The organism is Pseudomonas sp. RG1 (assembly GCF_025910115.1).
GTDB classification, from domain to species: Bacteria; Pseudomonadota; Gammaproteobacteria; order Pseudomonadales; family Pseudomonadaceae; genus Aquipseudomonas; species Aquipseudomonas atacamensis.
In genome coordinates, this window is the sequence record NZ_JAPCIK010000041.1 from 39,192 (window position 1) to 51,023 (window position 11,832).

At 60.7% G+C, this 11,832-nt stretch carries 9 protein-coding genes and 1 pseudogene; 4 read left to right on the top strand and 6 right to left on the bottom strand.

Features of this window, described 5'->3' with window-relative positions; translation table 11 throughout:
• Positions 1-37: 37 nt before the first annotated feature.
• A pseudogene (locus OK411_RS20730) lies at positions 38-2,273 on the bottom strand (DNA internalization-related competence protein ComEC/Rec2).
• Positions 2,274-2,409: 136 nt separating this feature from the next.
• Between OK411_RS20730 and OK411_RS20735 the strand changes: the two are divergent.
• Complete coding sequence (locus tag OK411_RS20735) at positions 2,410-2,928, top strand: DUF2062 domain-containing protein (RefSeq protein WP_016770668.1); 519 nt, start codon at positions 2,410-2,412, stop codon at positions 2,926-2,928.
• A 137-nt stretch (positions 2,929-3,065) separates the two neighbouring features.
• Here OK411_RS20735 and OK411_RS20740 read toward each other — a convergent pair whose 3' ends face one another.
• The 4 genes from OK411_RS20740 to OK411_RS20755 all read right to left on the bottom strand — a co-directional run bounded on the left by OK411_RS20740 (position 3,066) and on the right by OK411_RS20755 (position 6,234).
• Positions 3,066-3,845 carry an ABC transporter permease gene (locus OK411_RS20740; protein WP_039760202.1) on the bottom strand — a complete coding sequence of 260 codons (780 nt, stop codon included), beginning with the start codon at positions 3,843-3,845 and terminating at the stop codon, positions 3,066-3,068.
• Positions 3,842-4,774, bottom strand: a complete 933-nt coding sequence (locus OK411_RS20745; protein ID WP_016771010.1) for an ABC transporter ATP-binding protein — start codon at positions 4,772-4,774, stop codon at positions 3,842-3,844. The genes OK411_RS20740 and OK411_RS20745 overlap by 4 nt, the downstream gene beginning before the upstream one ends.
• A 133-nt stretch (positions 4,775-4,907) precedes the next feature.
• Positions 4,908-5,531, bottom strand: coding sequence for a glutathione S-transferase family protein (locus tag OK411_RS20750; RefSeq protein WP_024013937.1), 624 nt, complete (start codon positions 5,529-5,531; stop codon positions 4,908-4,910).
• Positions 5,532-5,574: 43 nt separating this feature from the next.
• The gene (locus OK411_RS20755; RefSeq protein WP_264365619.1) at positions 5,575-6,234 is read right to left on the bottom strand and encodes a transglutaminase-like domain-containing protein; all 660 of its coding nucleotides are present in this window, start codon (positions 6,232-6,234) and stop codon (positions 5,575-5,577) included.
• 247 nt (positions 6,235-6,481) lie between these two features.
• Between OK411_RS20755 and OK411_RS20760 the strand changes: the two genes are divergently transcribed.
• Both OK411_RS20760 and OK411_RS20765 read left to right on the top strand, forming a co-directional pair.
• Positions 6,482-8,929 (top strand): acyl-CoA dehydrogenase, encoded by a 2,448-nt coding sequence (locus OK411_RS20760; RefSeq protein ID WP_110601722.1) that lies wholly within the window; start codon positions 6,482-6,484, stop codon positions 8,927-8,929.
• A gap of 73 nt (positions 8,930-9,002) precedes the next feature.
• The gene (locus tag OK411_RS20765) at positions 9,003-9,410 is read left to right on the top strand and encodes a PA2817 family protein (protein ID WP_016771014.1); all 408 of its coding nucleotides are present in this window, start codon (positions 9,003-9,005) and stop codon (positions 9,408-9,410) included.
• A gap of 645 nt (positions 9,411-10,055) precedes the next feature.
• On the opposite strand, the gene OK411_RS20770 is transcribed toward OK411_RS20765, so the two are convergent.
• Positions 10,056-11,054 carry a LysR family transcriptional regulator gene (locus tag OK411_RS20770; protein ID WP_024013940.1) on the bottom strand — a complete coding sequence of 333 codons (999 nt, stop codon included), beginning with the start codon at positions 11,052-11,054 and terminating at the stop codon, positions 10,056-10,058.
• An 89-nt stretch (positions 11,055-11,143) separates the two neighbouring features.
• On the opposite strand from OK411_RS20770, the gene OK411_RS20775 reads away from it, so the two are divergent.
• Positions 11,144-11,770 carry an alanyl-tRNA editing protein gene (locus OK411_RS20775; protein ID WP_217878670.1) on the top strand — a complete coding sequence of 209 codons (627 nt, stop codon included), beginning with the start codon at positions 11,144-11,146 and terminating at the stop codon, positions 11,768-11,770.
• Positions 11,771-11,832 lie beyond the last annotated feature (62 nt).

Genomic DNA, 11,832 nt, shown 5'->3' on the forward strand with positions numbered 1-11,832 from the left:
CCCGACGACCGTGAGGTGGCACCCATGCTGGCACCGATCAACGGCCAGCCACCGGCGGATCGCGCCAGAAAACGCCGCTGTTGACGCATCGTCCACGGCGGTTTGAAGCTGCCCAGTTGCAGATGAATGGCACCGTGCTCGGCGCTGTCGTAGATGCGCAGACCTTGCTTGCGGTAGCGCGCCAGCACGGTTGGATGCGGATGACCGAAGGAGTTGCCGTGGCCACGGGAGATCAGCACCGCTTCGGGCTGCAAGGCTTTGAGCAGGGCCATCGATGATGAACTGCGGCTGCCGTGATGTGGCGATTGCAGCCACTGCGTCGGCACGGCCAGCGGGCTGTCGAGCAGAACGCGCTCGGCGCGAATGTCGATATCGCCGGTGAGCAGCAGGCGTTCACCGTTGGCCACGATCTGCAATACACAGGAGCGCTGGTTGCTGTCATCGGCCGCCGACCATTGCCAAAGCTGGAACTGCACGCCATCCCACTGCCACTGTTCGCCACTTGCGCAGGCTTCGGCGTTCAGCTCCGGCGGCAGGTTTGGCACATCGCCGCTGACCACGCGGTGCACCTTCAATCCCTGCATTACCGCCCGAGCGCCGCCAGCGTGATCGGCGTCAGCGTGGCTGAGCAGCATCAGGTCGAGCGCTTGCACATTGAGTTTACGTAACGCTGGCAGCACCACCCGCTCGCCGAGATCGAACTCGCCGAAACGCGGGCCGGCGTCATAGAGAAGCGCGTGATGGCGGGTGCGGATGAGGATGGCCAGGCCCTGGCCAACATCGAGTTGCCAGACATCGGCCCGCCCTTCTTCTGTTTGCTCTCGGGGCGGCAATGCCAAAAGCAACAGCAGCGGCCAGCCCAACGGACGCAGCGGCACGCCACGGGGCAACAGCAACAAAATCGCGCCAAGGCTGCCCAGGACCAATGCCCACCATGGAATCGCGGCAGGTATCCACGCCGGCCATTGCCCGGAGATCAGCGCTAGCCCGATAAACAGCCAGTCGATCAAACCACCGGCCAGCCACAACAGCCCTTCACCAACATAAGGCACGGGCAGCATTAGCGTGCCGAGCAATGCCGGCGGCAGCACCACGAGGCTGACCCACGGAACGGCCAGCAGATTGGCTACCGGCCCGCTGACGCTGATCGGCAAGCTCAGCGCCAGCAATACCGGACACAAGCCGATTGCGATCAGCCACTGCGCGCGGGTCCAGGTCTGCCACCACCGCCAGGCCCCCAGCCGCCCGCCGAAAGTGAAGATCAACACTGCCACCGCCGCGAAGGACAGCCAGAAACCCGGACGCAAACTGGCCAGCGGATCGAACAACAGCACGCCATTGAACGCCAGCAATAACGGCCACCACGCACCAAGATGGCGAAAACGCAGGCGCCACAGCAGCACCAGCGCCACCATCACGCAGGCGCGCTGCACTGGCACATCGAAACCGGCGAGCAGGCCGTAACCCAGCGCCGCCGTGAAGGCCAGGCCGCACGCCCACGGCAGCCATGGCCAGCGCAACGGCCAGACTCCGAAACGCGCCAGCCCGGCGACCAGCAGATACATCACTGCGGCGAGCAAGCCGATGTGCTGGCCGGAGATCACCAGCAAATGCACGGTGCCGGTGTCTTGCAGCACCTGCCAATCCTCGCGACTGAGGCCTGAACCGTCACCAAGCACCAGCGCCGCCAGCGCGCCCTCTCGTCCTTGTGCATCGGCCGCAAGCAGGCGTTGGCGAACACCGTCGCGCCATGCATACCGGGCCTCAGCCAGGCGCTGGCCATCCTTGATCGTGCCGGTCGCCCCGATCCGTTGCGCCAGCAGCCAGGCCTCGTAATCGAAGGCATCCGGATTGAGCAAGCCACTCGGGCGCTTCAATTTCACCGCCAGACGCCACCGCTCACCACTATTCACCGCCGGCCCGGCGTACCAGGCCAGGCGCAGCAGCGACGGCAGCTTTTCGTGCCGTGAACGCGCATCAGCCAACTCGAAACGCACCACGCCATCGTTGTGTTGCGGCAAGCCGACCACTCGCCCTTCAAGCCAACGGGTCTCGCCGTCCAGACTCGGTGGCAAGCGGTCAGTCAGCGCCCACTGCGCACTGAAACAAGCCCACGTGAAACCAAACAGCAAAAAAGCCAATGGATAGCTGCGAAACGGCAGCAGCATCAGCGCCACCACTGGCAGCACTACCAGCAAGCCGACCGGCGGCAAGGCCGGCAAAAAAACCGGGGCCAGCAGACCGACTGCCAGCGCCATCATCCCTGTGCGCATATGCCCGTCCTTGAGAGTCCCCTCCTTAGGCATAGCGGGTGTGCGGCACCACCGTCGTCAACAATTGTCACAAAGTCTGAATGGGCGGTTCGTAGAATCCAGACATACTTGCCGCCTTAACCGACCGAGAAGCCTTATGCCCCGGCGCTTATTCAAACGTTACATGCCCGACCCGACGAGCATCAGGGAACACAAATCCTTACGCTTTCTCGGCACGTTGCTGCATGACCCGAACCTCTGGCATCTCAACCGCCACTCGGTCGCCCGGGCGATGGCGGTCGGCCTGTTTGCGGCATTCCTGCCGATACCCGCGCAGATGCTGGTCGCGGCGGCATTGGCAGTGATGGTGCGCGGCAATATGCCGATCGCGGTGAGTCTGGTCTGGCTGACCAATCCGATCACCATGCCGGCGGTGTTTTTCTGCACCTACCAGGCCGGGGCGTTCCTGATGGATGTGCCGGCGCGGCATCTGCCGGACGAGCTGACCTGGGAATGGATCAGCGGTGAGCTGTCGACATTGTGGCAGCCGTTTTTGTTGGGCTCGGTGGTCGTCGGTCTGGTGCTTGGCGTCCTCGCGTACTTTCTGGTGATGCTGTACTGGCGCTGGTGGGTAGCGCGGCAATGGCGGCGGCGCAAGAAAAGTCGGCAGAAGTGAATGCAAAACGGCCTCCGCTATGGGAGGCCGTTTTTTGTTGTGTCTGGGCTGGCCCCTTCGCGAGCAGGCTCGCTCCCACAGAGAACATCATTCCAATGTGGGCGAGCCTGCTAGCGAAGAAAGCGACGCGGTCGGGATCAGGTACGCATCCCGCGCCCGCTCACCAGCAACCGCGCACAGCCGAGATACAGCACCACGGTCGCCACCAGCATGAAGGTGATGGCGATGCCGATACGGATATCCGAGACACCAAGGATGCCGTAGCGGAAGGCGTTGACCATGTGCAGCACCGGGTTGGCCAGCGACACGGTCTGCCAGAACGGTGGCAGCAAAGTGATCGAGTAGAACACGCCGCCCAGGTAAGTCAGCGGGGTCAGCACAAAGGTCGGAATGATCGAAATATCATCGAAGTTGCGCGCAAACACCGCGTTGATGAAGCCCAGCAGCGAGAAGATTGTCGCGGTCAGCACTACCACCAGAATGGTCACGCCGAGGTGATGCACCTGCAAATCTGTGAAGAACAGCGACAGGATCGTCACGATCAGACCCACCGCCAGACCGCGCAATACGCCACCAATGGTGAAGCCGATCAGGATCGTGTGCGGTGACACCGGCGAGACCATCAACTCTTCGATCGAGCGCTGGAACTTGCTGCCGAAGAAGCTCGAGACCACGTTGCCGTAGGAGTTGGTGATCACCGACATCATGATCAGCCCCGGCACGATGTACTCCATGTAAGTGAAGCCGCCCATGTCGCCGATCTGCCGGCCGATCAGGTTGCCGAAGATCACGAAGTACAGAACCATGGTGATCGCCGGCGGCAGCAACGTCTGCGGCCAGATCCGCATGAAGCGTTTGACCTCGCGGTAGACAATGGTTTGCAGGGCGACGAGGTTGGGACCGAACTCGGAACTCATACCGCCACCTTCGACAGATTTTTCTCCACCAGGGACACGAACAACTCCTCGAGGCGATTGGTTTTGTTACGCAGGCTCAGCACTTCGATGTTCTGCTGCGCCAGCTGGGTGAACAGCGCCGTGATGCCCATGGATTTATCGACCTGGACTTCGAGGGTATGGCCGTCGAGCAATCGGGCCGGGTAGCCGAGCAATTGCGGCGCCGCGCTCAAGTCGTTCTTCAGGTCAAGCAAAAAGGTCTCCACATGCAACTGGCCCAGCAACTGTTTCATGCTGGTGTTTTCGACGATGGTGCCGTGGTCGATGATGCCGATGTTGCGGCACAGCTGCTCGGCCTCTTCCAGATAATGCGTGGTCAGAATGATGGTGATGCCTTTCTGGTTCAGCTCGGTGAGGAAGGTCCACATCGAACGGCGCAGCTCGATGTCGACGCCCGCAGTCGGCTCATCAAGAATAAGCAGACGCGGTTCGTGCACCAGCGCACGGGCAATCATCAGACGCCGTTTCATGCCGCCGGACAGCGAACGCGACGGCACATCACGCTTGTCCCACAGCCCCAGCTGGGTCAGGTACTGCTCGGCGCGTTCCTTGGCGACTTTCGCCGGAATGCCGTAGTAGCCGGCCTGGGTCACGACGATGTCGAAAGTCTTTTCGAACTGGTTGAAGTTGAATTCCTGCGGCACCACGCCGATCGAGCGCTTGAGCGCCGCCGGGTTCTTGTCCAGGTCATTGCCGAAAATATTCACGGTGCCGCTGGTCTTGTTGACCAGGGTCGAGAGGATGCCGATGGTTGTGGATTTGCCGGCGCCGTTGGGGCCGAGCAAGGCGAAAAAGTCACCTTCGGCGACGTCCAGATCGATACCACTCAAGGCCTGGAACCCGTTGCCGTAGGTTTTGGTTAGCTGCCGGATGGACAGAGCGGAACTCATATCGGATTTACGCACCAAGAAGGAAGGAAAGAAGTAAATAAGGGCGGGCGGCGAGGGAAACAACCGCGGCGCAAGTTCGCAATGGTGCTTGCCGCCGCCGCACAAGTACAGTCAAGTGTGTCGATAGTAATTATCAAGTCAACGCGGTCATGACCGCTTTCTGATAGGCCGGACGCTGTTTCAAGCGTTCATACCAGGCTTGCAGATGCGGTTGCGGCGCGCGCTCGATGGGCATTTCGAACCAGGCATAAATGAAACTGCCCAGCGGGATGTCTCCCATCCCGATGTCATTGCCGGAGAGATAAGGCTGGCTGATCAAGGCATGGTCGGCCATGTTCAGCAATTCATCGCATTCCTTGATCGCGGCGTTGATCGCCTTCCAGTCCTGCTTTTCGGCAGGCGTACGCAGCACACCCCAGAACACCGTGCGAAACGGTCCGGCGAAACTGGAAGTGGTCCAGTCCATCCACTTGTCCGCTGCGGCGCGGGCTTGCGCATCCGCCGGATACCAGGCGCTGTCCGGGGCGTGTTTGGCCAGCAGATAGCGCACGATCGCGTTGGATTCCCACAGCACGAAACCGTCATCCTCGATCACCGGCACCCGGCCATTGGGGTTCATTGCGCGGTACTCGGGCGTGTCGACCACACCGAACGCGCCGCCGGCATCGATGGCCTCGTACGCCAGGCCCAGCTCTTCGGCAGCCCACAAGGGCTTTCTGACGTTCGATGAATTTTTCCGTCCCCAGATCTTCAGCATGACCGCCTCTTTGCAAGTGAGTGGACGGCCAGCATACGCCGGATCAGGTGCGACTCAAATCGGCCTGCATATCGCCCAGCAGCACCGGCAGTTGCTCACTGAACAGATGCGGATAGCACTTTTGCAGGTGCTCGAAGAAGAAGGTTTCCGGCACATCGGTGAATTGGCCGTGATCGAGCAGATAGTCCATCAACTGCGCGCCGTCACGGTTGAACGGGTGGAAAACGCTGTCATTGATGCCATCGAACTCCAGCGCTGCGACGTTGAACAACTCGCACAGTTGCTGGTTGAACGCTGGCGTCGCCTTGACCCAGCGGCCGTCGAGAAACAGCTCGGTGTAGCCATGCATGGCAAACACATCGCTTTTCAGCAACTCGAGCAGACGTGGCGTCGACAGATGATTGCGCACATCGGCCAGACCGATGCGCGCCGGGATCCCGCAATGCCGCGCACAACCGGCGAGCAGCGTGGCTTTCGGCACGCAGTAACTCTCCCCTGCTGCCAGTGCGTAACTGCCGCGCAGGGTTTGCGGATCACGGCTGAAGGTGTACGGGTTGTAGCGCACCGCCTCGCGCACGGCGTAATACAGACTGATCGCCTGCTCACGCGGATCATTACTGGCACCGCGATGCTGCTCGGCGAACTCCACCACCGCCGGGTGGTCACTATCGATGAAGCGGCCGGGGCTCAGATACTCGTGCATGACGGCAATCTCCTGGGTAAGCCACGAGTCTAGCGACAGCTTGAGCACAGAGATAACGACGTTTCGGCCAAACCTGAAAGCAAAGCTGCGCAGCAACGAACGATTTCCCACACGTGTTGCCCACCGAACCTACGAAAACCATCCGGGGTTTCCCACGATTTCAATCACCATGCTCTGACCACCCTTATTTGCAGATGCCGTCTAAGCTCTGGAGGGTCGATTTGCCTTGGTTCACGGAGGACTGAATATGCTGTTGTTGTGGATACTGGTTTTGATCGTCGGCGTGGCGTATCTCGCCCATCGACGCATCGCCCCGCTGCCCGCGTTGGGCATCGTTGCGGCCTATCTGGTCGCCATGGGGATTTTCAGTCACGCGCCGGGCTGGCTGCTGTTTGTCTTCTGGGTCCTGTTGGCGGTGGTCGCAGCGCCGTTGTTGCTGCCCGACCTGCGCCGTAAACACTTCACCGCGCCGCTGTTCAACTGGTTCCAGAAAACCCTGCCGCCGATGTCGCAGACCGAACGCGACGCGATTGATGCCGGCACCGTGTGGTGGGACGGCGAGCTGTTCAGCGGCCGTCCGGACTGGGACAAACTGCTGTCCTATCCCAAGGTGCAACTGACTGAAGAAGAACAGGCTTTCATCGATGGCCCGACCGAAGAACTCTGCGCGATGGTCAGCGACTGGCAGATCGGCCAGTCCATGGACCTGCCGCCCGAGGCCTGGACGCACATCAAGGAACATGGCTTTTTCGCCCTGATCATTCCCAAGGAATACGGCGGCAAAGGCTTCTCCGCTTACGCTCACTCCCAAGTGGCAATGAAACTGGCGACGCGCAGCGGTGACCTCGCCTCAACCGTGATGGTCCCGAACTCCCTCGGCCCGGCCGAATTGCTGCTGCATTACGGCACCGATGAACAACGTAATCACTACCTGCCGCGCCTGGCGCGTGGCGACGATATCCCGTGCTTCGCCCTCACCGGCCCGCTGGCGGGTTCCGACGCCGGCGCGATGCCCGACACCGGGATCATCTGCAAAGGCCAGTGGGAAGGACAGGAAGTCATCGGCCTGCGCCTGAACTGGGAAAAGCGCTACATCACCCTCGGCCCGGTCGCTACCCTGCTTGGCCTGGCATTCAAGGCTTATGACCCGGATCACCTGCTCGGTGAGGAAGAGGACCTCGGCATCAGTCTGGCGCTGATCCCGACCGATACCGCAGGAGTGGAAATCGGTCGTCGACACCTGCCGCTGGGCGCCGCGTTCATGAACGGCCCGAACTCCGGCAAGGACGTGTTCATTCCGCTTGACTACCTCATCGGTGGTCAGGAAATGCTCGGCAAGGGCTGGATGATGCTGATGAACTGCCTGTCAGTCGGGCGTTCGATCTCGCTGCCAGCCGTCGGTACCGGTGCGGCCAAGTTCACCAGTCTGGTCACCGGCCAGTACGCGCAGATTCGCGAGCAATTCAATGTACCGCTGTCCGCGTTCGAAGGCATTCAGGAAGCCATGGCGCGCATCGGCGGCAACGCGTGGATGATGGACGCCGCCCGCATGCTCACCGCCAACGCGGTGGACCTGGGTGAAAAACCATCGGTGCTGTCGGCGATCCTCAAATATCACCTCACCGAACGCGGCCGCGAATGCATCAGCCACGCCATGGATGTGCATGGTGGTAAAGCGATCATCATGGGGCCGAACAACTACTTGGGCCGCAGCTGGAACGGCGCGCCGATCTTCATCACCGTCGAAGGCGCGAACATCCTGTCGCGCAACCTGATGATCTTCGGTCAGGGCGCGATCCGCTGCCATCCATTTGTGCTCAAGGAAATGGCCCTGGCCGGTCGCGAGGACAAGGATCAGGCACTCAAGGAATTCGACGGCCTGTTGCTCAAGCACATCGGTTTTGCCGTCAGCAATGCCGCCAGCACACTGGTGCTGAACCTCGGGCTCGGTCATTTCGAACATGCGCCGGGCGACAGGATCAGTCAGGGCTACTTCCGCGCGCTGAACCGTCAGGCCGCCGCATTTGCCATGCTCGCCGACTTCAGCATGATGCTCCTGGGCGGCGAACTGAAACGCCGCGAACGTCTGTCGGCTCGCCTTGGCGATGTACTGAGCAACCTGTATCTGGCCTCCGCCGCGCTCAAGCGTTATCACGACCTGGATTCGCCGGCGTACATGGAACCGCTGTTCCGCTGGGCCATGGAAGAAAGCCTCGGCCAGTCGGAGCGTGCGCTGGATGAACTGCTGAGCAACTTCCCGAACAAAGTCTTCGGCTGCCTGCTGCGGGTCATCGTCTTCCCGTTCGGTCGCCGTCACAAAGGCCCATCGGACAAACTCGGCGCCGAAGTCGCTGCGGTCATCGGTCGCGCCAAAGGCGATCCGGCGCTGGAAGAACTGCTCGCCGGCTGCTACCGCCCGCAATCGGCGGACGATGCGGTGGGCGCCCTGCAACACGCCAGTGACCTGCTTAACGCCGCGCAACCGCTGCACAAGAAACTGCACACCGCACTGAAGAGCGGCCAGGTCAAACCGGCAGCCGGCGAACACGCCATCGATGCCGCACTGGAAGCCGGCGTACTGCAAGCCGTCGAAGCGCAAAGCCTGCGCGACGCCGAAGCGGCCCGCCGCAAGGTGATCGACGTCGATGATTTCGCCAAAGAAGAACTGACCCAGGCAGAGGGCAAAGTCCGCTGATCCCGGTTTATGTGAAAAAACGGCGCGAGGGCTTTATACTCCCGCGCCCGTTTTGCTCTTGAGGACTTATCTCGTGTCCAACGTCGTTGCCGATCATCTCGTGTTGCTCGACCACCTGCGCATTATCCTGGTCGCCGTAGGTGAGGCCGAACAAGTGCCCGAAGAAAGCCATGCCCTGTTCCTCGAGCGCTTCGACGAACTGCTGGCCTCCCTGCCGATCGACCCTATCGAAAGCCAATATCTGGGCCAGGACATCCTCACCCAAGTCATCAGCCGCTACCCGCAAATCGCCCACCTGATCCCGCGCGATCTGCTGTGGTTCTTCGCCGGCGACTGCCTGCACTACCTCTCCGACGAAGAAATCGACCTCTACCAGGCCCTCGAAGAACGCCGCTACGAAGCCGAACAGAACGACGAACCGTTCGACTGGAACCAGGAAAAACAACTGCTGGCCATGTCTGCGCAGGACAGCAAGCACTGATATCGACAGGTAATCGAAAGGCCCGCACTGGTGATTCCATGCGGGCCTTTTTTTCAAGATCAAAAGCCCCTCACCATAGCCCTCTCCCGGAGGGAGAGGGGACTGACCGAGGTGTTTGGGCGAGTTACGTCGATGTGAAAGTCCGAGTTGAACTCGGGATTTGAAAAGCACACAAATCAGCTACCTCTCCCCGGGGAGAGGGCTGGGGTGAGAGGCGAATCCAACAAAGATCCAAAGCAGACCACACGCTTTTCACCACTCAAAACAATGAGCGCAAGCTCGAGTACCGCTCTTGATCTTGATCCATAAGCGACGTCGGAAGGCTGAGCGTAGGGATTGATCCGGGCGTGGGAGCGCAGCGACCGTACGACGCAGTCGTACACAGCGAAAGGAGGTGCAGCGAAGCAAACCTTAGCCGCTGCGCCCGGATCGATCCCGCAGCGAAGGAACCCGAGCCTGCGAGGGCCGAACGCAGGAGCAAGCCTTTTCGGTTACCTTTTTGCTGGGCCGGCACTCCGGCGTTTGGAAAAGGTGACTCGCCGTAAGGGCGAAACCGCCAGAAGCGACAACCTAAGCAACGGATATACACCCAAAACCCCAAGAACCTGGTCGGCCCCAAGGCCGCCAAGTCCCACCAAAAAAACCTCAAAGCAACCCCTCACTCTCCGGCAGCTCATACGCCACAGCCGCATTGCTCCCACCGGCAGATTTCCCGGGCCTACCCAACGTCGGCTCCTTCTGCAAACACTCCACCAGATAATCAATAAACACCCGCAACTTCGGCGGCAGATAACGCGTCGGCGAATGCAGCAACCACAACCCGCCATGATAGGAAGCAAGAAACGTCCAGTCCGGCAACACCTGCACAATCAACTTCTGTTCCAGCGCATAACGCGCCGTGAAATACGGCAGACTGCCAATCCCGATGTGCTGCAACACCGCCCCCAAGCGCACACCCGTGTGATTGGCGGCATAACGCCCACGCACCCCGACCGTGACAGCTTTACTGCCCTTCTTGAACTTCCAGCGCGCATCGCTCGGCGTTTCGCCCAGATAAATACAACTGTGGTTGAGCAAATCGTGAGGATGCGTCGGCGTGCCGTGTTCGGCCAGGTATTGCGGCGTGGCGCAAAGCAAATGATCGATGGTCAGCAACTGCCGCCCGACCAGACCCGCCGGCGGACGATCAGTGATGCGAATCGCCAGATCGACATGATCATCGATCAGATCGACCTGACGATCTTCCAGCAACAACTCGACGTCGACCTTGGGATAGCGGCGCAGAAACTCCGGCATGTGCGGATGAATCACAAAGCGCCCCACCGCTTTCGGCACGCTGACCCGCACCAGACCTTCGGCTTCGTGGGTGAACTGGCCGCTGATTTCCATCACCGATCTGGCCGCGCTGACCATTTCCTGGCAACGCTTGAACACCTCTTCGCCGCCATCGCTCAAGCGCAGTTTGCGCGTGGTGCGTTGCAGCAGGCGCGTGGCCAACGCCTTCTCCAAGCGGGAAATACTGCGACTGACCGCCGAGGGTGAGGAACCCATCTGCCGCGCCGCTTCAGAGAAGCTGCCGGTCTCGACAACCTTGACGAAAATCGCCATTTCACCCAACAGCGGGAGCGGAAGATTGATGCTCACGACGCACAAGTCCTTTGATGTTCGAACGGATTATCACGTTATTGCACGATTCATATAATAAAAACAGAACTTCGATCAGGGCATGGAATATGACGCTTCGCCTGTTTTTTCACAGTGACGACCTCAAGGCGAATGTCGAAGTCCTCGACTGCACACCCCACGAGAACGAATTCGCCGTAGTGCTGCGCGCTACTCTGTTTCACCCCCAGGGCGGCGGTCAGCCTTGCGACACCGGCTGGATCGGTGAAAGCCGGGTGTCGCGCGTGGTGCAGGAAGCGGAGTGCATTGTGCATTTCGTCGACCGCCCGCTGCCGCTGGGCATGACCGTCATCCGCATCGATGAAGAACGCCGCCGCTTTAACACGCGCATGCACACGGCCGGGCACCTGATCGGTCATTTCATTCAGACCATGGGCTGGATGCCGATTAAGGCGCACCACTGGCCGGACGAAGGCCGGGTGCAATTCAAACCGGGCGATGGCGCGGAAGAAGTCGATGCGCCAACCGTGCAAACCGGTATCGAGCAGTGGATCGAACACGATCTGCCGCGTCTGACTTCACTGCGCGAGGGCGCGCGGGAAATCAGTTTCGGTGAGCTGCCAGCCTATGGCTGCGGTGGCACCCACGTACGCAGCCTGAAGGATCTGGGCACAGTCACGATCGCGTCCCTTTCACAGAAGAAAGGCACGCTGTCCGTCCACTACAGCGTGGATTGAGCATTTCGGACGTTGCCGTCGCGCAGCGTCCGACGCCGGGGAACCGCACTCGCCGGTTCCGT